Origin of the sequence: Shewanella sp. c952, assembly GCF_019654975.1 — a bacterium.
Lineage (GTDB): Bacteria > Pseudomonadota > Gammaproteobacteria > Enterobacterales > Shewanellaceae > Shewanella.
The window spans coordinates 101,441-123,758 of sequence record NZ_BPEW01000011.1 but is presented as its reverse complement, the minus strand read 5'-3'; the positions used below and the strand labels follow the sequence as shown (position 1 = coordinate 123,758).

17 protein-coding genes are annotated in these 22,318 nt (G+C 42.7%); 9 read left to right on the top strand and 8 right to left on the bottom strand.

Annotated features, from left to right (window positions below; genetic code table 11):
- The 3 genes from K5R16_RS10110 to K5R16_RS10100 all read left to right on the top strand — a co-directional run.
- Positions 1-1,724: bifunctional diguanylate cyclase/phosphodiesterase (locus K5R16_RS10110; RefSeq protein WP_220737434.1), on the top strand; the 1,724-nt coding region annotated here is incomplete at its 5' end.
- 230 nt (positions 1,725-1,954) lie between these two features.
- Positions 1,955-2,116: a pleiotropic regulatory protein RsmS gene (rsmS, locus tag K5R16_RS10105; protein ID WP_220737433.1), complete on the top strand. Its 162-nt coding sequence runs from the start codon at positions 1,955-1,957 to the stop codon at positions 2,114-2,116.
- Positions 2,117-2,164: 48 nt separating this feature from the next.
- Positions 2,165-2,890 carry a DUF599 domain-containing protein gene (locus K5R16_RS10100; RefSeq protein ID WP_220737432.1) on the top strand — a complete coding sequence of 242 codons (726 nt, stop codon included), beginning with the start codon at positions 2,165-2,167 and terminating at the stop codon, positions 2,888-2,890.
- Positions 2,891-3,180: 290 nt separating this feature from the next.
- Here K5R16_RS10100 and K5R16_RS10095 read toward each other — a convergent pair whose 3' ends face one another.
- Entirely contained in the window at positions 3,181-4,500 is a 1,320-nt protein-coding gene (locus K5R16_RS10095) for an AarF/ABC1/UbiB kinase family protein (RefSeq protein WP_220737431.1), read from the bottom strand.
- A gap of 321 nt (positions 4,501-4,821) precedes the next feature.
- Here K5R16_RS10095 and K5R16_RS10090 point away from each other — a divergent pair, with 321 nt between their 5' ends.
- The gene (locus K5R16_RS10090) at positions 4,822-6,201 is read left to right on the top strand and encodes a leucine-rich repeat-containing protein kinase family protein (protein ID WP_220737430.1); all 1,380 of its coding nucleotides are present in this window, start codon (positions 4,822-4,824) and stop codon (positions 6,199-6,201) included.
- A 59-nt stretch (positions 6,202-6,260) separates the two neighbouring features.
- On the opposite strand, the gene K5R16_RS10085 is transcribed toward K5R16_RS10090, so the two are convergent.
- From K5R16_RS10085 to K5R16_RS10070, 4 genes are all read right to left on the bottom strand, one after another.
- On the bottom strand, positions 6,261-7,616 hold the full coding sequence (locus K5R16_RS10085; RefSeq protein ID WP_220737429.1) for a DUF3300 domain-containing protein: 1,356 nt from the start codon (positions 7,614-7,616) through the stop codon (positions 6,261-6,263).
- A gap of 125 nt (positions 7,617-7,741) precedes the next feature.
- On the bottom strand, positions 7,742-9,223 hold the full coding sequence (locus K5R16_RS10080) for an ATP-binding protein (RefSeq protein WP_220737428.1): 1,482 nt from the start codon (positions 9,221-9,223) through the stop codon (positions 7,742-7,744).
- Position 9,224: 1 nt separating this feature from the next.
- Positions 9,225-9,926, bottom strand: coding sequence for a response regulator transcription factor (locus K5R16_RS10075; protein ID WP_220737427.1), 702 nt, complete (start codon positions 9,924-9,926; stop codon positions 9,225-9,227).
- 22 nt (positions 9,927-9,948) lie between these two features.
- The gene (locus tag K5R16_RS10070) at positions 9,949-10,266 is read right to left on the bottom strand and encodes a PepSY domain-containing protein (protein ID WP_220737426.1); all 318 of its coding nucleotides are present in this window, start codon (positions 10,264-10,266) and stop codon (positions 9,949-9,951) included.
- 293 nt (positions 10,267-10,559) lie between these two features.
- Here K5R16_RS10070 and K5R16_RS10065 point away from each other — a divergent pair, with 293 nt between their 5' ends.
- From K5R16_RS10065 to K5R16_RS10050, 4 genes are all read left to right on the top strand, one after another.
- Positions 10,560-11,399 (top strand): choice-of-anchor H family protein, encoded by an 840-nt coding sequence (locus K5R16_RS10065; protein WP_259649829.1) that lies wholly within the window; start codon positions 10,560-10,562, stop codon positions 11,397-11,399.
- A gap of 93 nt (positions 11,400-11,492) precedes the next feature.
- Positions 11,493-11,978: a hypothetical protein gene (locus tag K5R16_RS10060; protein ID WP_259649828.1), complete on the top strand. Its 486-nt coding sequence runs from the start codon at positions 11,493-11,495 to the stop codon at positions 11,976-11,978.
- A gap of 364 nt (positions 11,979-12,342) precedes the next feature.
- Positions 12,343-14,772, top strand: coding sequence for a TonB-dependent siderophore receptor (locus K5R16_RS10055; protein WP_220737424.1), 2,430 nt, complete (start codon positions 12,343-12,345; stop codon positions 14,770-14,772).
- Between the two features lie 438 nt (positions 14,773-15,210).
- Positions 15,211-16,542, top strand: coding sequence for a M20 family metallopeptidase (locus tag K5R16_RS10050; protein WP_259649830.1), 1,332 nt, complete (start codon positions 15,211-15,213; stop codon positions 16,540-16,542).
- Positions 16,543-16,611: 69 nt separating this feature from the next.
- On the opposite strand, the gene K5R16_RS10045 is transcribed toward K5R16_RS10050, so the two are convergent.
- From K5R16_RS10045 to K5R16_RS10035, 3 genes are all read right to left on the bottom strand, one after another.
- The gene (locus tag K5R16_RS10045; protein WP_220737422.1) at positions 16,612-17,766 is read right to left on the bottom strand and encodes a lipopolysaccharide assembly protein LapB; all 1,155 of its coding nucleotides are present in this window, start codon (positions 17,764-17,766) and stop codon (positions 16,612-16,614) included.
- Between the two features lie 226 nt (positions 17,767-17,992).
- Complete coding sequence (locus K5R16_RS10040) at positions 17,993-19,333, bottom strand: DEAD/DEAH box helicase (RefSeq protein WP_220737421.1); 1,341 nt, start codon at positions 19,331-19,333, stop codon at positions 17,993-17,995.
- A 127-nt stretch (positions 19,334-19,460) separates the two neighbouring features.
- Positions 19,461-19,712 (bottom strand): hypothetical protein, encoded by a 252-nt coding sequence (locus K5R16_RS10035; RefSeq protein ID WP_220737420.1) that lies wholly within the window; start codon positions 19,710-19,712, stop codon positions 19,461-19,463.
- A 177-nt stretch (positions 19,713-19,889) separates the two neighbouring features.
- On the opposite strand from K5R16_RS10035, the gene K5R16_RS10030 reads away from it, so the two are divergent.
- Positions 19,890-22,184 (top strand): penicillin acylase family protein, encoded by a 2,295-nt coding sequence (locus K5R16_RS10030; RefSeq protein ID WP_220737419.1) that lies wholly within the window; start codon positions 19,890-19,892, stop codon positions 22,182-22,184.
- The last annotated feature ends 134 nt before the right edge of the window (positions 22,185-22,318 follow it).

Below are 22,318 nucleotides of genomic sequence, written 5' to 3'. Positions count from 1 at the left end.
CATTCATGGCATTTACTCGTGGTAATTTTTGTTTGGCGATAAATTTGATCACCAAATGCCATGAATGTTCCTTATTATTTTTCCTATCTCATTATTTCTATTTGTCTTTTTGTGGGGATTCGTCAGATGCCAACCCTTCATTTTTTAATACACTCGGTTCCACTCAATCTGAACTTTCTGAGTTTGCACCACAGCTTGTCTTTGGAGAATCCTCCAAGGAAGAGCTCATTGAGCTGTTTCAGCAGATAAAAACAGGTAACGCGTGGCAAGGTGAGTTATTAGGCCGCCGAGCTGACAACAGTATATTTTGCGCCGATGTGAATGTTACTGCATTTAAAGATACAGGTGAGACCGAATTTTCCTACGCTTGGATTTTTGCTGATATTACCGATAAGAAATCAGCTGCTGAAATTATTCATTATCAGGCAAAGTTTGATCCGTTAACTCAATTAGCGAATCGACCACATCTGTTTGAGAAAATTGAACAACAGATCAAAATGTCAACACTGAATCCAAATGCTTGCTTCAGCTTTATTCTGATGGATTTGGACAATTTCAAACAGATCAATGACAGCTTAGGCCACAAACTCGGAGATGAAGTCCTAATTCAAGTCGCTGAAAGAATTAAAGCCTGCATGGGAAAGAACGACGTTTTAGGGCAACTTGGTGGGGATGAGTTTGCGCTCATTATTCCTGATGAAGTGCGCCCCGAGGTGTTGTCAAAGTTAGTTCAGCAACTAAACCAAGTCGTTTCACAAGAATATTTGCTAGATTCTCATCAACGGGTGTTTACTCGATTGAGTGCTGGTATTAGCCGATTTCCTCAAGATGCATGTAGCTTAGAGCAGCTGCTGAACTGTGCCGATCAAGCGTTATTTTGCGCCAAAGAGCAAGGTCGAAACCAGTTTCACTTTTTTAATGATCAGATGCAATCAGATGCTGAGAGAACGGCAGAATTAACTAATGCACTGAAGTTGGCGATTGAAAATGATGCATTTGAATTGCACTACCAGCCAATAGTGTGTGCCAAACAACATAAAATTCGCCATGTCGAAGCTCTCGTTCGTTGGCGACATGATGGCCGATTAGTCAGGCCTGACGAGTTTATTTCAGCAGCAGAAGCAAGTGGTTTAATTATTGAATTAGGGCGTTGGGTGCGTGTTGAGGCCATGAAAACGTTACTTGAATTTGAAGCGCTAGGACTGGATGTTGGGATGTCTATTAATGTCTCTACATTTGAATTTTGGTCCCATGATCTCCAAGACTGTCTAATTAATTCAATTACTGAAACAGCAACCAAAATTCGCCCTGAAGGGTTCCCTTTTCATAAGCTAACCTTAGAAATTACCGAATCGTTGCTAATGAAAGAGCAGGTGCATTTGATTAACTCTTTAAGCCAATTACGTGAGCTTGGGATCAAAATTGCAATTGATGATTTTGGTACGGGTTATTCATCTTTATCCTATTTAAGTGAATTTCCTGTAGATATTATTAAGATAGACAAAAGCTTCATTAGAGATGTTAACGATAAAAAGCAGGCGGCTTTAGTTTCTGCTGTGGTTGCGTTAAGTCGGGCTTTGAATTTAGATGTTACGGTTGAAGGGGTCGAAAGCCATCTTCAACTGGCTTTTGTCAGTGAAAAAGAGGTCGACAGTATTCAAGGCTATTTCTTTCACAAACCACTCGAAAAGACAGCATTGTTGGAAGTCATGATCAAGCACTAGTTATTTAAGATACATGCTAGCTTAAAGACTTTTAGCACGGCTCCTGCCTTAGAGCTCGTTGCTAATGATTAAATCAAATTGGATTTCCCCTAAATCGTACAAGCAGCAGCTAAACGTAGCTGCGACTCTAGCCTCTTTTTTCAACCTGTTTTTTAATTCAAAGCCAGTTAGAATAGAACTGCTATAAAATGGGGTGATATTTGTTGACTGAATTTAGTGGGGATAAATGCGTGAGTGATAGTAATGAGTCGGGATTGGCTGCAGCACCAGCAGAGGTAAAGTTAGCTGTGGACCTTATTTTTCTTTTTGAATCCAATAACATCGCTCCAGAAGTCGCATTAGCAGCTTTGAAAATCGTCAGTTCAGATCTCGAAAGTAAACTAAAAACCTAGTTCGTAGCCAATGTAAATGCTGCATTAACCAATTTCTTTGAGAGTGTTATGACTATTTCAGTGCTAGATATGATAGCGATTTTGAGCTTTATTATTAGCTGGGTTGGCTATGCTCGTTTTGCTAAAAGTAAGGCTAAAACGACTAACTGTATTGCTCGCTGTTTGCATCAACATCGGATCCATTGGATGTACGAGCTGATCAGCCGAGAAATCAGAGTCGGTGAAGCGGCATTGCTGGCGAACCTTGAACGTAACATCTCCTTTTTCGCTAGCACAACCATGCTAGTGCTTGCCGGTGTGTTAACACTGTTTGCTCAAGTTGAGCGCTTAGAAGCCGTCATTGCTTCTATTCCTTATGCCGCGGATCCAAATCATGCATTGGTGCAGGTCAAGCTGGGTGTATTAACTTTCATCTTCGTAATGGCTTTTTTCCAGTTTACTTGGTCGATGCGCCAGTATGGTTTTCTCAATGTGATGATTGGCGCTGCACCTTATGATAAAGACGGTCTAAATGAAAATTTACGTCGCTATGCTAAGCAGATGGCCGTAGTACAAGATCAAGCTGCGCACTCCTATAATTACGGACTGCGTTGTTACTATTTTGCCATGGCGGCGCTCTGTTGGTTTTTTCATCCCCTGTTGCTTATTGTTGCGAGTGTCTTTGTTGTGGTGACCCTGTATCGACGTGAATTTAAATCAAAAGCGGTGATGGCGATAACCCAAGGGCAAGAGCTTTTAAAAACCGAGCGCACGATTAAATATCAGTCTAAGTAGAGTTAGCTATTAGGGGCTTTTGATGTTTCATGGTTATTTTTGCCGCAGTTTATTGACTATTTTAACAAGGTAGAGATTATGTGGTTTAGTCAGTATCCACAAATAACCTGTAACACTATAAAAATAGCCAAGAAGCGCGGCGCTTAGGTTTCGTTTCAATGCGTTACGCGCTTTTTACTTAGCTCGCTAAGCATCATCGCTCAAACCTTGCCCTAAAAGCATTATTCCTTACGGTAAAAATCGAACAACAAATAGGCTTGCAAGGTCAGCTGCCCCCAGTTAATGTTCAATCAAAGATTTTCAAATAGCTGTTTAACGTTGACTTTAGCGCCTATTCTCGTTGCTAATAAATACAAGCCAGCTAGTTTTCGGTGGATAAAAATAGCATCGGCTGGTGGGCTATGCCACTCATTGCTCTGCATGCTCATCGCCATACCTGCCTCTTTAATCCTGCTGGCTAAGGTATTGCGACTAAAGTCATATTCGCCATCAAACCGTAGCGGTTCGCAGGCCATATAGAAAATATCGAGTACCAGAGATTTCTGCGTTGCAGTAATTGAATCCTGGAAGAACCCTATACCCTGAGCTGCACTTTCCATTGCCAATCTATTATCGGTAATACTGGCTGACATGAGCTGCCTATATTGCTCCGATAAAGCGTCGGGAATAACTCGGCTGGCGCCAAAGTCGAGTAATACTAATTTGCCGCTAGTGATTTGAAATTGATAATTAGCAAAGTTGGGGTCTGTTTGCATAAGCTTGAAACAAAATAGCTCTTTGAAAAACAGTTCGAACAGTCTAATCGCGACTTCATCCCTGATAGGCTGTGCAAGTGTAGCTATTGATTCGATACTTTGCCCTTCGATAAACTCCATCACTAGAATGTTCTGATTGCACAGCGATGGGTAAACTTGCGGTATGACGAAGTTATTTCCATCGATCTGTCCGTTGCCTATAAAGGATTGAAACCGCAGCAGCATTATTAGCTCACTATGGTAATCGGCTTCTACATGTAACTGTTTTTTTGCTTCGTCTAGTAGCTGGTCAAACTGAACGTTACTTGGAATAAGGTTAGATAATTTGAGTATGGTCGCAACGTTATCAATATCGCTGTTAATGCTATTGCGGATCCCTGGGTATTGCAGTTTTACTGCCAGTTTTTCGCCTGTGCTTAATGTTGCTAAATGAACCTGTCCAATAGAGGCCGCAGCAAATGGAGATAGTTCAAAGTGCGCAAAAGGATCGAGCCAATCGTCACCCCAATTTGATTTGAGAATTGTTATTAACTGTTTATGAGGCATAGCTTTAGCATCAGAACGCAGTTTAGAGAGTATGTCACTTAACTCTTTAGGTAGTAGCTCTCCAGAGTCCATCGACAACATCTGCCCCACCTTCATTGCTGCGCCGCGAAGTTCCGCCAGTTTATTGGCCATATGGGTGATATTTTGTGGAGTCATCACTAATTCGTTGAGCGACGGCTTTTGACCCTGACTTAGCTTCTTTGCTCCTGCAACGATGACATTGCCAGCTAACCGAGAGGCTAACCCTCCTAGAGAGGAGAATCGAGATAGGCGACTTGTTGGAACTTTAGCGGTTTGCTTGTTTTTCATTATGACTCAACCTCAACTGCCTTTTTAGCAGACTTAACTCATGCTAAAGCAATACGTTATAAAGTAAATATGGATCAGCTTAAAGCAGAGCTATCTGTTAGGACTATTTGTTAGGGCTATCTATAAGGACTATCTGTTAGGACTATCTGTTAGGACTATTTGTTAGGACTATTTGTTAGGGCTATCTATAAGGACTATCTATTAGGACTATCTATATCCATTATCGGTTTAGTTCTAATCACAGCTTTCTCATTAACTGGAGATGTATTACCATTGCCGCCATTTTGATTCTTCGATTATAAATAATAAAGGCAGTAGATTTTGCATACTTTGGCACAACTCGCTTCAGGTGAACTAAAAGGCATAAAACGACTCACTATTACAGAGGAGTTAACTGAGTTTCCAGAGGCTATTCTTACTCTTGCCGATTCTTTAGAAGTGCTAGATCTTTCCGGGAATAAGCTTTCTCAGCTCCCAAGTGATTTTTCCTGTTTAACTAAACTAAAACTACTGTTCTTAACTGGTAATGAGTTTGAAAAAGTCCCTGCAGTCATAGCTGCTTGTCCTCAATTAGAGATGATAAGCTTTAAATCCAATAAGCTGAAAACGGTTGCTACAGGCTCGCTGCCCGTGCAGACTCGTTGGCTTATTTTGACTGATAATCAGATAACTTCGTTGCCTGAAGATATAGGTTCACTTACTCGATTACAAAAGCTAGCGTTAGCGGGTAACAAGCTAAGCGCTTTGCCTATTAGTATGGCTAATTGTTCAAATTTGGAGTTGGCTCGCCTGTCTGCCAATGAGTTTACTCAATTTCCAGATTGGTTGTTTCAATTACCGAAACTTGCTTGGTTAGCCTTAGCGGGTAATCCTTTGTGCGCTGACAATAAAGCAAGCTTAATCAATGCAAAGTCGAGCGAAGCAATGCTGTCGGCGCCTTTAGCTGATATTCAGTTAGGTCAAGTGATAGGCCAAGGTGCGTCAGGCGTTATCTACAGTGCTAAGTGGCTTAATCAGCCCCAGTCACTTAAAGGCACTGCAGCTAATATCGCAGTTAAGCTTTTTAAAGGTGAAGTGACCAGTGATGGTTATCCGTCTGATGAGCTTGCATGCTGCTTACAGGCTGGCGCACAAGACAATCTAATTAAAGTCGTCGCTCAAATCAAAGATGCAGGCAAGCTTGGACTCGTGATGGAGCTTATCCCTAGCTCTTTTGCAAATCTTGGTCTGCCACCTTCACTCGATACTTGCACTAGAGACACCTTTGTTAAAGGTCAGGAGCTGTCGTTGGAGCATGTTTTGTTAGTGCTGATACAAATGGCAGCAGCGATGACTCATTTGCATCAAAATAGTATTAGTCATGGTGACGTATATGCACATAACACGATGATTAATAGCCAAGCTGATATGCTTTTTGGTGACTTCGGTGCTTCATCTAACTTGAAGCAACTTCCTGGATTACAGCAAGCGGCGATGGAGAGTGTTGAGGTGAGGGCATTGGCTTGCTTAATTGAAGATCTGCTGGATAACAGATTAACGCAGCGAACTGAACAACTTGAGATTGTGGTGAGGTTACGCCAGCTTGCTGATGATTGTCTGCAAACCTGTCCTGCACTGCGTCCTCGCTTTAGTGACATCTTGTCTCAGTTAAACATGTTGCAAAGTAAGCTGCTTACCCCAGAGTCTTGCAGTGAAAGATAAAGTCGTTTGCTAAAAAGTACTCCATAGATGCGCTTGTATCTATGGAGCGTGAATCTTGCTTAATCCCTTCTTTGTTTGTGGCCACTTCCTCTATGGCTGTTGGTTGGCTTGTGACTCTGTGCTTGTCTATAACTTTTTTGTGGTTGATAGCTTTTTGCCTGTTGATGACTCTTTACCTGTCGATGACTCTTTACCTGTTGATGACTCTTCCCTGGCTGACGGCTATTTACTTGTTGATGGCTTTTAACCCGCTGCTGGCTTTTAACTGGTTGATGGCTGTTAACTCGCTGTTGGCTTTTAACTGATTGATGGCTGTTAACTCGCTGTTGGCTGTTAACTGGTTGATGGCTGTTAACTCGCTGTTTGCTGTTAACTGGTTGATGACTGTTAACCCGCTGATGGCTCTTCATCGCCTTGTTATTGCCATAGTGAGCATTGCGCACTTTGGGTTGTTGCTTTAAATTTTTAGTAAACTGCATTTCACGGCTTTTATTCACTTTGTAGGGCTTTTTAGTCCTAAGTGTTTTGCTGTGGGCACGGCTTGGGTTATGACTTTTATATTTATGCCTTAAAGCATTATTGCTATAGGCTACGCCCCGTCGGTGTTGTGGCTTGTGAGCCCAGCGTTTGGCGCCATGGCTAGTGACAATTCGTCCGCGATGACGATAATGACGCGAGTTTTTATGATGCACTACCACGACATGATGCTTATGCCAGTGAAACGCACTGAAATAGTAATTGAAGCTGATGTGGACGCCTGTGTGCCAGTAAAAATGACCATATCTAGGTCGCACATAGCCAGGGTGCATAGCCCAGTATACTGGCGGATAGTTATACCAATACCAGCTTCCATATACGACTCTAGGGTCATAGTAGGGCACGTAAACTATCTCTTTTCTAACTGGTTCAATCACAATCTGATTATTGACCCGGGTTACCTGCATGTTCTCCATATCATTAAGGTTGTTGGCGTTGTCAGCTTGTTGGCGCAGGGCTTGAATACTGGCTAGCACCTGTGCTTCATCTTGCAAGAAAGCATCGCCGAGTGATTGTGTCCACTGCAGGTCTTCACTGAGTTTTTGTAGCACAGTAGGAAATGCAATCAGCGCGATAACGCTTGGGTCCCATTGCATGTTCTGGGCGTTCGAGACTTGCTTCTCGGTACTGAGTTGTTGATTTTTTTGTTGCCAACGTTGGGCTTCAACAACTTCTAATGGGTAGGTGGCAGCGATTAAGATATGTGTCAGCAGACTGTCTGGGTAGAGTGCAATCGGCGCTAACATCTGCGCAAGTTCTCCCTCATTGAGCTGAGCCTGTTGAGCGTTTTCATAATCCTCAGCGTATGCGCTTGCTGGAGTTAACCACTGCAAAGCGATAACCAGAGACAAGCAACAGCATTGTTTGAATATGTTCATATGCTTTCCTATCGAATAGTGACGATAAGCAGATTATAAAGAGGCGAAGATGAACATAAGCTGAAAGCCAAAAACAGATCGATTATGGATGCTTTTTGCTGTAACCGAGCTTTAGGGAATGGGTACTAGGATTTGAAACTTATCGTAAAACGAGCCCCGCCTAATAAGTCAGATTGGCCAATGGATAGCTGGCCGTGGTAGCTATCGACTAAATCTCGCACGATGGCAAGGCCGATGCCGTGCCCCATCTTATAGGAGTCGGCTCTAATGCCGCGCTCAAATATTTGTGTTTGCAGCGTTTCATCAATACCATTGCCGTCGTCCTCGACTTGCATTACCAATGATTCAGCATTGTGAGTCACACTCAATAACACCTTACTCTTGGCCGCTTTGCAGGCATTATCGAGCAAGTTACCTAACATCTCTGAAAGATCTGCTTGGTCGCCTTTAAAGATGGCATCGCGTTTAACCGCTTGCTCAATAACTATTGGCGGTTGGTTGTATATTTTTGGCAGGTTTCGAACCAATTTATCGGACACGTCAACAACTGGCACACCTAAGTGCCAAGCGCTGCCTGCTGCGGATTGCGCACGTTTTAATTGGTGACCAATAATCCGATTGATATGGCTGACTTGTTCAAACGACTCTGCACTTAAATCGACCTGACTTTGTATGACAGCTAACGGTGTCTTGAGGCTGTGGGCAAGATCTGCGAGTGCATTTCTATAGCGTTTTCGCTGATTTTGTTCGGTATTCAATAAGGTGTTAAGTTGCTGCGCCACCGCTTGAAGTTCTGTCGGATACTGGCGGGTTAGCTGGTTCGCTTTGCCATTTTCTATCGCGCTAAGCTCGGTCTCTAAGCTGGATAATGGCTTTAAGGTCCACCACAGCCAAGCCATCTGTATCACGACTAATAACCCCATAAGGATCATTAACCAGCGCCACAATTGCTGGGTAAATTGACTGACTTGTTGTTGAAACTCTGTTTGATCTTTAATGATATGGATAGTGATTGGAAAGCGGTTATCTGACTGTTGGCCATCTTTACTATCGAGTGCGGGTAGCTCGAAACTGACACTAAAACTGTAAATTAAGTGTGGTTGTCCATTCAGTTTCACCTCGCTAAATTGCCCCATTCCCTTTACTGGTGTGGGTAGTGTCTTTGGTAATTCAATACCCAATAAAGAGTTCGATTGCCAAGCGATATGTTGTGTTTGGTTGCGCTTATTCAAATTATCTTTCGTGGTTGCCTGTTCTGGATTTTTAACAAATTTCGCATCAAAATTTGCGTTATTCCTAGCTGTTTTCTCTGGTGATTTTGAAGTGGTAATTGCCGCATAAAGGCCAGATTGAATGACGTTAAATTGGTTCTCCAACAGCACTTCAGGCATTAATATGCCGGCTCGATTGACTTCAGTTACCGCTAAAACTGCATAAACATAGGCTTTCAATTCATTCAGTGAAGCGCTCTTTACTTGCTGCTTAAACGCATCATTAAGACCGAAACCGATCAACGGCATTAAAATCAAAATAAGCAGTAATGCACTCACGATCAGTCTGGCTTTTATTGAGTGCATTGCTGTTGCTAAGCGCGATACAGAAAACATGTTATGACGGCTTTTCGGGTTGATTATGCGGTGCCAGTTTGGTTAAACGGTATCCTTGACCTCTGAGTGTTTCGATAACTCCAAGTTGATTATCAGCATCTAGTTTTTTACGTAAGCGGCGAATAAAGACTTCAATGACGTTGGAGTCGAGATCGAAATCTTGATCATAGATATGCTCAGTGAGCACAGTTTTAGATTTTACTTCGCCAATATGCAGCATAAAGTATTCGAGCAACTTGTATTCTGAGCCGCTTAAGCTAATTAGTTCGCCATTTTTAGTCAGTTCTAAACTGCTTGTATTCAATGAAAAAGGCCCATTACTAATCACAGGGCTTGCCTTTCCTGCTGAGCGGCGAATGAGTGCTTTTAGCCGGGCAACTAACTCTTCAGGATGAAAGGGTTTAGTGAGGTAATCATCGGCGCCTGCATCTAGCCCTTCAACTTTATCTTGCCAGCTATCACGAGCGGTTAAGATCAGGATCGGAAACTCAATGGCTAGAGCTCGAAGCTCGGTAATAAGCGCGATACCATCAATTTTTGGCAGTCCAACATCAATAATTGCCGCATCATAATTGTACTCTTTTCCTTGAAAAAGGCCTATTTCACCGTCATCTGCCGTGTCGACAGTATAGTTGGCTGCAAGTAGATGTTGCTTAAGGTTACTTTGCAGTGCGAGATCATCTTCAACGAGTAAAAGTCTCATAGTCGGTCCTTGTCTGTCGCCGTTAATTACGACGGATACTGCCAGTTTTGGCATCTACGGATACGTAAAAAACGACTCCATCTTTAGAAAGTACTTTGACTCGATATCCGGGATTGCCGTTTACACGGGTGGACTGAACTTTGAGGATCTTACCTGAATAGCGGCTTTTAACTAATTGCGCAGCTTGCTGTGAACTGCTCACTTTAAGGGATTTTCCAGTATGATTTGTCGCCATCGCCATAGAGGCTGCCGATAAAGTGAGGTACTGGCCACTAGCATTGGTAGGCATTGAGCCTAATAGTGCAAGTGATATTAATATCAACAGTAAAACAGCTTTCATTAAGAGCACCAAAGAGTTGAGATGTTATCAGTTTAAAAGATCCCGCTAGATTAGTCATTATACCAATTCGAGTTAAGCTCATCACTTTTCCAAGATTTCAAATTTCAATTCAATATATGGAAGAAATTATGTTTCGAGATTCAGTTTGTTAGATATAACGTTTGTAAGATGAACCCAACCTGAATACCAAAGGAGGTCGTAACCAGACTTAAGTAACTGATTTTAACGTTCAGCTTGTGTTCATTTTGGTTGGTCTCTAATAAGCGAAACTTAATATATTGTTCGAGGTGATGATGAGCCAACTTACATGCCAAACCAAACGACTCTCCCTGATAGTGCTTTTTCTAGGTGCTTTACTACCTCTAGAAGCGGTGGCTCAAGAGCTAGGTCAGATACGGAGTACCTCTGCTGGCTATAAGATGGAAAAAGAGAGGAACGGCAGTGTTAGAGCTGGGGCAGAGTTAACATTGCAACAGCAAGAGTTGCTGACAAGGCAGCGTTTAGAAAATACGAATAAAGTACCAAGCAAGACAAGCAGAGAGCAGGTGATGCAAAGCCACATCGATAATGCGCTTAAAGCGGAGAGTCTACGACAAATATCGGCTTCGCCCGCGTTATATGCCAATAGCGTTTACCGTGATTTTTATATCTACGATGCATACAGTCGTTTATTTGTTGATAACGACTTTGATGGCTTTTATCAAACTTTTAGTGTCACTTTTGACGCAGATGTTAGTGGGGCTTATATCAATGAAACTGCCAATGTGTTTGCAGAGTTATACTTAAGCCGCAATGGTGGTCCTTGGGAGCATTATTATACCACAGATATATTTACTATTTTCGGTGACGCTACTGATGACGATTATGAGGTCTTAACCACGCTGGAATCCGGATATACAACGGATCATTACGATGTTCTTATCGATCTCTATGAGGTGGGTTATGGCGATATTGTAGCAACGGTCAGCTCAAATGATTTTGACAGCCTCTACGCCTTACCATTAGAAAGCAGCTATTGGGATGATGAGTATATTGAGATAGAGACTGAGCATGGTGGAAGCATGTCGCTGTGGGGCATATTGGTGATATTTGCATTGGGACTTTCACGTAGAAATTTAACTCGTGGTCAATAATAATGATAAAAAGTGGATTGAGAATTAGCTATTGATATATTCGCCGCCACATTGGAAAATTAGGACCTTAACAGCCAGTTAATTGCCTATTCTATGAGTTATCAGTCAGTTTCTACAGCAGTGGTTAATTCAATACCCTTAAGCGGTTCTGTGCCAGTAGAGGTTAATTTAGCGGGTGATAGCCATGACGTTGCTTTGTGGATTTGGGAGCATCTTGTGCCTCAAGTAGGCTCAGCCGATTCTCTGCAAGGTGAGGTTATTCGTGCCATTGAACTACTGTCTTGGGAGGCACAAAACAACAGTAACCTCAATTGGGATGCAAGCTTTGATGCACTTGTTGCACATCTAAGAGAGGCCTTCTTAGGTCAATCCATGCTGGCCCATTACTTAACTGTCGCTGATAAAGAACAGATAGCTGCAGATCTCGATAGGTTATCTTGCTTTATCTTACCGACAGAGCTCGATAGCCGAGTGTATGTCGAAGAGTTGCCCTATATTAATGACGATCTCTATGACCGATTAACTGACAATCTTGTTCAGTTTTGCAGGCAGCACCCTAAAGTTATTCCTTTTAGATAATCTAGAGTTGATGCCTTTGTCTTTTGAGTCATAGCAGTCAAAAGAAAGGCGTTGCTATTTCCTACATCAAATCTATCCCGCCCATTTGCAAGTTTCTAAGTAACAGAGAGCTCGGAACTGTGATTTTGTCATGCATATTAATGGCTAAACCAGTTTGGATTGACAGACTTTAATGACGTAAAAACGTGATCTTAATCACTGGTTGCGTGTTATTTTTATAATTTACTTTGTAAGCTTTTAGATAAAAAGCTAATAAAAACAATGCTAAACACATTTTTAACTGTATCACTCGCTGTTACACTTGTTGTATTGTTAATGATAATCGTTATCATCACGCCGCATAATACTTAAGTGGGGTTATTGGATGAAACATTTTCGCTATTCTTTGTTAGCAATTGCATGTGCTACGACATATTTACCAGCAACGATTTACGCGGCAGAAACCGCTGAAACGAGCGCTATTGAACGGATCACCGTTTACGGTAGGCAAAACCAAGTTGTGATGAATTCAGGCTTAGCAACTAAGTCAGATATGTCATTAATGGAGACGCCTGCAGCAGTAGTGATTGTCGACGAAGAATTAATTCAAGCGCAAGGTGTCGATAACCTGCAAGATTTAGTGCGTAATATCAGTGGTGTTACTCAAGCAGGTAACAACTATGGTATTGGTGACAATCTAGTTATTCGTGGCTTGGGTGCAAACTACACCTATGACGGCATGTATGGTGGAGCGGGTTTAGGAAATACCTTTAATCCAACTCGCTCTCTTACCAATGTGGAATCGGTAGAGGTTCTAAAAGGGCCTGCTACCGGTCTTTATGGTATGGGGAGTGCGGGTGGTGTAATCAACCTTATAGAGAAAAAACCACAATTTGAATCTTTAAATGAGTTCACTGCAGAAGTTGGTCAGTGGAACAGCTACTCACTCTCGGTTGATAGCACCGCAGGGATCACCGACAACTTAGCTTACCGAGTAGTGGCTAAGACCGCGCGCAGCGATGGCTACCGTGATATTGGTACCGATAGAGATGAAATTTATACCTCTTTGAAATATGTAATGAGTGACACGCAAGATCTAATGCTGTCCGCCAGTTATATTAAAGATGCGATAGCGGTAGATTCAATTGGTCACCCAATTCGTATTTTTAACGCTGAATCTGTGGGTGGCAAAGGCGCGGGTGAAGTTAACTGGGAAGACCTAATTAATGATCCTAACAATGCTGGCTTGCAGCTTACGGATGAACAGCGCCAGCAACTTGCTAACTCGCTTTCAAGTAGCGATGGACAAACCCCCTATGCATTTGGCCATGCCGGAATTATCTCACCGATGGCAAAAGATAATGAAGGTGAAGAGCTGCGTTTTAAGTTAACTCATAATATCTATTTCAACGACAATCTATTCTTGAACCAACAGTTGCAGTACCGCAATTACACCTCAGGCTTTGCACGTCAGACCGGTGCTTATAATTACGTTTATTGGGACAGACGTGGGAAGATTAATGAAGAGCCTCGAGCGCCTTTAGTTGAGGATGGCGTCCTGTATCCATTTGCGGCACGTCGTCAGGAGTATCGTAAAGTTGAGGCTGATGAAAAGTCTTGGCAGTACTTCGCCGATCTACGTTATGACTTCCAAATCGGCGAGATTGATAACGAATTATTGGTAAATGCTAATTTCGAAGACAGAGATATCGCATTCAAGCAATACTCTATTTATGACGCCGATAAAGTCATTAAGAACAAAGCTGGCGATGTTATCTATCAAGGCTCGCTGCCCTATATCTATGATATTCGTAACCCTAATTGGGCTAAAGGTAGCTTTGAAGAACATGACCCATTGATGACCAGTAACTACAATAAAAAGGTTAATGCGTGGGGCGTAGGGCTACAGCATGTCGGATACTTGGGCTATGGCTTTACCACCCGTATTGGTGTGGCATTTAACGAGATTAAACAGTCTTATCAACATCTCGGTGTCGATCCTCGTTACTCTGCAAGTAAAGCTGAGCCAAGAGAAGAAGCTGATACAACGGATAATGGAGTTACCTACAACTTAGGCGTGACTTACATGCCAACCGATGACTTGTCACTGTTTGTCAATCATTCAAAAGGACGTACCGCCTATAGTATTCTTGGTGGCATTGAAGGTACTGGTGATGACCGCGCTGATTCTGAATCTGTCAGTGACGACATAGGTATTCGCTATAAAGCTTTTGAAGATCAAATGTTGGCGTCTTTAGTCTTCTTTAAAAGTGCGCGAACTAACCTAGAGTATGGAAACCCAGACTATGAAGAGGGGGTTTCTGCTCCGGGAACTGCGAAGAGCTTTTATAACGGTAAAGAGGAAACTACCGGCGTTGAACTTGATTTAAATGCCCATATCAACGAGCAATGGATGGTTAATCTAAACGGCGTTTATCAAGATGCCCGAGATAAGAAAGATCCGAATAGAAGCAGCTACGATACTCGTCAAAAAGGTGTGCCTTATGTGACAGCCAGCGCCTGGGTCACCTATGGTGCGGACTGGTTCTCTCTTGCTAGCCCAATTAACATCAGTTTAGGCGCTAAATATGTTGATGACCGCAGTACTAACTCAAGTTCATTTGGGATCCCAGATGGCTACGTACCGAGCTACACAGTACTCGATTCTGCGATTAGTTATGATGTTGAGCACTGGAAGCTGCAACTTAACGTCAATAACCTCTTCAACCAAGAGTATTACAGTAAAGCGATGTTCTTAGGCGGTATGCCAGGAGAGGAGCGTAACGCTAAGTTGTCGTTAACCTATCGTCTATAGCGATAGGTCTATTCAAAAATGCAGCCGATGGCTGCATTTTTTTTAGTTTGATGAATCTATATTTGAGCGGTCGCTATCGCAATTCGAGTCGCCGTTTTTAGCTGCAAAATAAACATGTGCTCCCGCTTGAAACTGGGGCTGTAGTTCTTTCGAGCTTGGTTGTTGTTCGATTCTTTACCGTAAGGAATAATGCTTTTAGGGCAAGGCTTAAGCGATGATGCTTAGCGAGCTAAGTGAAAAGCTGGTAACGCAGTGACAAAAGCACTTTTTACTGCGTTATAGGCTATTTGCGGACAATGACTAAACTGCATAACCTCAGCTTTGTTAAAATAATCAGTAAACTGCGGCCAAAACAACTACGAAAGATCAACAGTCTCCAACCGTTATGTTAGCTTAACCTTTCTGTTACAACTTGAAAGGGAAAGCATCGTTATGAAAATTCGTTTAAAAACACCTATTGCGTTGGGCTTGCTATGTGCCCTTACGGCTCCATTGACTGCAATTGCAGCCGTTACAAGCTTAGACCGTTCAGTTGATAGTGCGATGCCAAAACTTGAAGAACTCTATCTACACCTGCATCAAAATCCTGAGCTGTCATATCAAGAAAAAGCCACCAGTGCACGCATGGCAAAAGAGCTATCAGCACTCGGGTTTGATGTGACTGAGCAGTTTGGTGGTTATGGCGTTGTTGGCATCTTTAAAAATGGTGACGGTCCTACGGTGATGATCCGAGCCGACACCGATGGATTGCCAATTACTGAAGAAACTGGTAAACCATACGCGTCAAAAGCAACAACTACGGACGCTAGTAATAGCACTGTTGGGATAATGCACGGCTGTGGCCATGATATTCATATGACAAGCCTGATTGGTACTGCAGAGCAGATGATTAATCATAAAGCAGATTGGAAAGGCACATTGATGATGGTGGCACAACCCGCTGAAGAGGTGGGCGGCGGTGCAAAAGCGATGCTGAAACAAGGACTGTTTAGCCAATTCCCTACACCTGATTACGTGCTCGGGTTACATGTCAGTGCAGGGCTACCTGCGGGTAAAGTCGCCATAGCGCCAGGATATGCTTTGGCAAATGTTGATTCGGTAGATATAACCGTAAAAGGCAAAGGGGGGCATGGTGCTTATCCTCACTCGACTAAAGATCCTGTTGTTCTAGCATCACGTATGGTGTTGGCGTTGCAAACTATTTCGAGTCGTGAGATTTCGCCACTAGAACCCAATGTGATGACTGTGGGCTCAATTCATGGCGGTTCTAAACACAATATTATTTCAGATGAGGTGAAGTTGCAGCTTACACTTCGCTCCTATAATCCGGATGTGCGTTTGCAGCAAATTGATGCACTTAAGCGCCTAACTCGAGGGATTGCGATTAGTGCAGGGGTGCCCGATGAACTAATGCCAGTGGTATATGTCCACGAAGAGGAAAGGATCCCTTCAACTTATAATGACCCCATTTTGACAACTAAAATACAAACAAGCATAGAGACGGAGTTAGGCGTTGAAAATGTGTCTAAATCTGAGCCCGTTATGGCTGGTGAAGATTTTGGTCTATATGGTCTTACTGCAGAAAAGCGCCCGATCACTATTTTCTGGTTAGGCGCAGTCGAACCAAACGCTTACCAAGTAAGTTTAGATGAGGGAAGCAGTTTGCCTTCATTACACTCCAGTCAATTCGCTCCCGACTATCCAATAACGATCAAAACGGGTGTAAGAGCTATGAGCGCCAGTGCAATGGACCTATTTAATAGGCATTAGAACTTAAGTAATTGATTGTGTGCGTCTAATGGCTAATGATTAGTTAGCCGCTCACATCGTTTTAGCAATTCATTGTTGCTTATTCTCGACCTTGCTCAGCAGCAACATTGTTTCCTCTTTTAGTTTGGTTAGCTGTTTTTGCGTCACAATATCCACTGAGTGCTTGACGTATTTATAGGCCGCCGAATAGTTGTATTCAATAAGTGCCAGTCGGGCTAAGTTATTCAGTCCAATCACTTGTCCAGCTTGATCTCCGACCATTTTATGGTAGTCCACAGATAACTGGTATTGTTGGCTTGCGGTGTCATAGCGACCGAGACGCTGATTGACGTAACCCGCCCACGCCGCAATATATGCTAAATAAAGCCAATCTTGGGAGTTTGCAGCATGGGTGCGGCTTAGCGATAAGGTTGAAAGTGCTCGCGTTAACTCTCCTTGCTCGATATAACTTTTAGAGAGAGTTAAGCCGAGCCTCGCTGATTCTCGGCGGTTATTGATTGAATTTGCCTGTATTAACCCAGTATTGACTAACTTATCGGCTTTGGAATAGTCGCCTTTTTTAAGCCGTATTTCGGCTTTTTGTCTTTGTGCTATTAGGTTATTTTCTTCAGCCACTAATAGCTCATCTAGCAGTACTTCAGCGTTGTCTAGTTCACTATATTGCAGCTGCTGCAGCGCTAGAATCAGTAACTGGTTATCAAAAAAGTATGTACTAGTTATATTTTTAGCACTGACTGCCGCGCCGGTTTTTTGGTTAATTAGTTCGGCAAAATCTAGGTAGAGCGAGTTAATATCCTCAGCGCTAACTTGTCCAGCTTGCTCAAGGTTTGGGCCGTAAAGGTGATAGTTAAGGTGGTAGCTACCATCCTCTTTAGATAACGTTGTGTCTGCGACCAAAGCTGCGCCTGACTGAGTCATTAGTTGTGACAGTTTCAGCGGTCGAGTATCTTCAATGTAGCTAGTATTTTGTGCTAATAAATTAATCACATCTTCAACTTGAAGTATGGGGTGCATATTAGATTGGTGTAGCAGGGCAATGATGGATTCCTGATTTGCATACTGTTGCCACAACCCCGCATGAGTCATTAAAGCGGATTTAACCGGTAATATTATGACGGCACCTTTTTCTATCGGAGTAGATTTATCTTGCGGGTAGAATATAAAACCCAAAATCGCGATTATCACAGCGATAAGAATGAAGAGCTGAGAGCGATATCGACCCATTAATTATAATCCTTTATTTACTAATTCAATTAAGGTTCTAATGATTTAGACTAGCTTATAAATCATCTGAACATCCTTTAAATATAACTATACTATGTCAAATATTATTAATTTTGATAGAGATAATGCTGTGCTATTTCAGAAAAAATAGGCAAGAGTTCTATAGGTCTTAGCTCAGAGTGTAATATACAAAAGCCGCTTAAAATAAGCGGCCTTGATGATATGTCTATGTGTTCCAAGGGTTCGGAGGTAGCTTATTACTGCTATCGCCTACGTTATTTTTGGACTGGCTGTTCGCGCTTTTATTATCATTACGCTTCTTAGATGATGAAGTTCCTAAACTAGCTTTGGGTTTCGACTGCTCGCTATCCTTGCTTTTGTCTGTCATCTTTTTAAATTTAGGCTTAAAGTTTAAGACTGATATCGGTACCTCTTTTCGAGGAGCAAAACCTTCAACCTCTCTTCTTTCAAGCAGGTGGCCTAGGCGACTTTCAATCATGCATAAGTTTTTAAAATCATCTTTAGAAACTAAAGATACCGCTTCACCATTGGCTCCAGCGCGACCAGTTCGACCAATGCGGTGGATATAGTCATCAGCGGGGTAGGGTAGATCATAGTTAATGACTAAAGGTAATTCATCGATATCGAGACCCCGAGCAGCAACTCCAGTGGCTATTAATAATCCAATTTCTCCAGCCTTAAAGTCTGCAAGGATCTTTTCTCTAACCTCTTGGCTTCTACCACCATGGATACACTCGGCAGAAATGCCACGCTTTTCGAGTTGGCTTACTAGCTTTGCCGCACCTTGTTTAGTTTCAATAAAGATCAGCGCCTGCTGCCAATTGTTTTCCTTAATCAGGTGGCTCAATAACGCCGATTTTTTATCTTTATCTACTGTGGTTAGCCATTGTTCAATTTTAGGCTTGGAATCAGTATTGGCGATAACTGATATTTCGACAGGTCGCTCGACCGTCGTTTTCGCTAACGCCTTCACTTGATGGGACAGGGTCGCTGAAAAGAGTAAGCTTTGTCTGTCTGCTGGCAGCTTATCCATGATCTTATCGATGTCTTCGATAAAGCCCATATCGAGCATTCTATCGGCTTCATCAAGCACCAGAATTTCTAACTCATCAAAATGAATCGCTCGCTGGGTATACATGTCCAGCAGACGACCTGGTGTTGCGACTAATATGTCCACTCCATCTAGCAGACGCTGGCGTTGCGGCTTGGCATCTACGCCACCATACATTGCCATTGAAGTCAGTTCTAAATGTTTACCGTAAAGCGCAATGTTGGCTTCAACCTGCACCGCAAGCTCGCGAGTGGGCGTTAAGATTAATGCTCTAATTCGCTTTTTACGTTGGGTTTGCGATTGACTAAGGAGTTGCAGGATAGGTAATACAAAGCTTGCCGTTTTACCTGTACCAGTTTGCGCTGCGGCGATTAAGTTTCGCCCGCTTAAGATCACTGGAATGCTCTTTGCTTGGATTGGAGTGGGGCTGGTGTAACCTTGTTCGGCTACTGCGGTAACGATTGGATTGCTTAATCCAAGCTTAGAAAACGGCATGGTGAGTCTCAGTTATCAGTTGTGATATTGCGTATTGCAGGTTTAAGCGCCGAGTTATCACGGTCGCTGCAATAGATTATAACAGTATGTAGCTATAATCGGGTGATATTGTTCTTATACATAGTGGCTATTTCATGGTGACTTTTCCGCCGACAAATTTATAGGCAGGAGCACCGCGGATCAGTGTATCTCTGGCAAATATCTGGTCGCATTTCGGGCAACGACAAGCCGTCGTGGTGTAGTCGGTGACAATACGCTCCTTAAAGCACTTTACTAGTGCGCCTTTGCCGCCTTTTCGGTACTTAAAGAGGATGGCTTTGCATTTTGCGCAAAATATCTCAACAGTTTGCGTTGGCCCTTTTTTATTGGGTTTTGCCATGATTTAGCTTTACTGTTTTATGTTGCAGATAATTTTGCCATATCAAGTAGAGTGCTGTCGCTGTTTAATTAGTCAAACTAACTTTTGAATAATTAAAAAGAGTGTTTAACAAATTGGCAACCCAGTTTATGATGATTGCCAAATGGGAGTTTTATCAAAAGCATTACAGGTAAGTAAATGATAAAAATAGTAAAAATATCGGTCGTGACGCTGCTATCCATAGTGTTCGTATCTGCAGTTTCAATATACCTATTACTGTTTATGAGCTTGCCTAAACTCGATGCTTCGATTGGTAGTGACGCCATCAGTAATGACATCACTATTGAGCGAGATCGTTTAGGCACGGCCGTGGTTACGGCTGATAGCCGCCAAGATGCCGCTTACGGCTTAGGTTATGCCCACGGGCAAGATCGCTTTTTTCAAATGGATCTGCTGAGACGAAATTCTGCGGGAGAGCTATCAGAAATATTTGGAGAAAAGGCTTTGCAGCTGGACAAAAGCCGTCGTTTTCACCAATTAAGAAAAAGAGCCAATGGTATTGTTGAAACACTATCAAAGGATCATTTAGCGCTTTTGAAAAGTTACGCTCAAGGGGTTAATGATGCTGTTGATGCCCAAGTAATAAGTAGCTTTGAATATCTAGTTACTGGGGCAAAGCCAAGACCTTGGGAGCCCGCTGATAGTCTGTTAGTGATCTACAGTATGTACTTAGATCTGCAGGGCAATACTATCAAGCGCGATCTAACTCTTACCTACATTCAATCGATATTTGGTGCGCCGATGCTGGACTTTATTACTCAGCCTAGCCGCTATCAAGCTGCGCTCGATGGCAGCCTAATTGGTTTGAAGCAACCTACTATCCCACTGATATCACCTCAGTATGTCGCTCAGGCTAAAACCAAGTCGATAACAGAAACCTTGGATATCGGCAGTAATAATTGGGCGGTAACGGGAGAGCTAACCGAAAATGGTAAGGCAATGCTCTCTGATGATATGCACTTATCTTTTGCTGTGCCTATCATTTGGTACCGTGCGCAACTTAATTACTCACAAAGTGATGAGGATATCAGTATTACTGGCGTATCACTGCCAGGTGCTCCAGCCATCGTGGTGGGCAGTAATGGTCATGTGGCTTGGGGCTTTACCAACGCCTACATCGATACTGCTGATTGGATTGAAATAGAGAATAGTTCAGATCTGACATTTGAAAATGAACAGATTTTACTGCCTGATTCTTCCGTTGAATATAAGATCTTGATGTCTGAGTATGGACCGGTGAAAGGAACATTAGCACAGCATTATGCTCTGTCTTGGGTCGGGCACCGGGATTATGCGGTAGATATGTCGTTAGTAGAGCTCGATAAAGTAAAAGATGTGCAGCAAGCGATAATCATAGCTAGCAACATGGGTATCCCTATTCAAAACATGATGCTTGTTGATACTGCAGGTAATGCAGCTTGGAAACCTGCTGGTGCTTTTCCATCAAGAACAAATCCAAGTGACGTTGCAATTAAGGAGTCTGAGTATCAAGCCGATAACTGGCTTATTGATCATGCCCAGCTGCCAGAAATGATTAATCCAGAAAGCCATCGATTGTGGTCTGGTAACTCCCGCGTAGTATCAACAAAGCAACATGAAGTGCTAGGAGACGGTGGCTATGCGCTTGGCGCGCGCAGCTCACAGATCCGAGACCGTCTCTTTGCCGGAAATAACTTTTCTGTCGATGATTTCTACCAATTACAGTTAGATAATGAAGCGCGTTTTTTAGCGCCTTGGCATCAGCAATTAGTGGCCCTTTTAAGTACTCAGTCAAAGCGCTTTGCTAAGGACATCGCTTACTTAAATCATTGGCAAGCGTGCGCCTGTAGTGATTCTGTCGGATATACTTTGGTAAGACAATATAGGCAGCGACTTATTGATAGCACTTTTGCACCGCTCGAAACGCAGCTAGGTCTGTCTTCACAAAGCTTGTCGCCGGTTAAACGCTATTTGGAACCTGCGATGTGGCAACTAATAGAAGCTAAATCCGCATCTTGGTTACCGAGTCAATATGCTGATTGGTCGGAGTTTATGATCAGCAGTTACCAACAAAGTAAGCAGCAGCTATTGGCCAATTACAGTAAAGACGATGATATGGATGATTTAGCATGGGGCCTCGTTAACCAACTAAAAGTACAGCACCCTTTCTCTAAACAGATCCCGATATTAAGCACACTGCTCGATATGCCTGTTGTCAGCGGTTTTGGTGATAGTTATATGCCAGCGGTTCAGGGAGCTTCATTTGGCGCGTCGCAGCGATTTATTGTGCAAGCTGGTGATGAGGAAAATGGCGTGTTAACCATACCTGGAGGTCAATCCGGTCATCCATTGTCCGATTTTTATCGGTCAGGCTTTGCCGAGTATGCTGCTCAGCAACATACACCTTTCTTGCCTGGTAAATTATTGCACCGAATAGAGGTAAATGCTCAATAGGTAATTAGACTTCATATATCAATTAAAGGCACTTTGTGCCTTTAATTGATATATTTGTGAACTTTTATTCGCAATTTTTTCGGAGTCAAAAAGCAGAGGTAACGCTGAATAATTAGTCTGTTATGGTAGATTTA

Coding starts and splice junctions, on each gene's coding strand:
- K5R16_RS10100 (WP_220737432.1), top strand. CDS start 2,165: ATGACTATTTCAGTGCTAGATATGATAGCGATTTTGAGCTTTATTATT.
- K5R16_RS10060 (WP_259649828.1), top strand. CDS start 11,493: ATGAGTTATCAGTCAGTTTCTACAGCAGTGGTTAATTCAATACCCTTA.
- K5R16_RS10040 (WP_220737421.1), bottom strand. CDS start 19,333: ATGCCGTTTTCTAAGCTTGGATTAAGCAATCCAATCGTTACCGCAGTA.
- K5R16_RS10080 (WP_220737428.1), bottom strand. CDS start 9,223: ATGTTTTCTGTATCGCGCTTAGCAACAGCAATGCACTCAATAAAAGCC.
- K5R16_RS10095 (WP_220737431.1), bottom strand. CDS start 4,500: ATGAAAAACAAGCAAACCGCTAAAGTTCCAACAAGTCGCCTATCTCGA.
- K5R16_RS10030 (WP_220737419.1), top strand. CDS start 19,890: ATGATAAAAATAGTAAAAATATCGGTCGTGACGCTGCTATCCATAGTG.
- K5R16_RS10035 (WP_220737420.1), bottom strand. CDS start 19,712: ATGGCAAAACCCAATAAAAAAGGGCCAACGCAAACTGTTGAGATATTT.
- K5R16_RS10055 (WP_220737424.1), top strand. CDS start 12,343: ATGAAACATTTTCGCTATTCTTTGTTAGCAATTGCATGTGCTACGACA.
- K5R16_RS10085 (WP_220737429.1), bottom strand. CDS start 7,616: ATGAACATATTCAAACAATGCTGTTGCTTGTCTCTGGTTATCGCTTTG.
- K5R16_RS10045 (WP_220737422.1), bottom strand. CDS start 17,766: ATGGGTCGATATCGCTCTCAGCTCTTCATTCTTATCGCTGTGATAATC.
- K5R16_RS10075 (WP_220737427.1), bottom strand. CDS start 9,926: ATGAGACTTTTACTCGTTGAAGATGATCTCGCACTGCAAAGTAACCTT.
- K5R16_RS10070 (WP_220737426.1), bottom strand. CDS start 10,266: ATGAAAGCTGTTTTACTGTTGATATTAATATCACTTGCACTATTAGGC.
- K5R16_RS10065 (WP_259649829.1), top strand. CDS start 10,560: ATGAGCCAACTTACATGCCAAACCAAACGACTCTCCCTGATAGTGCTT.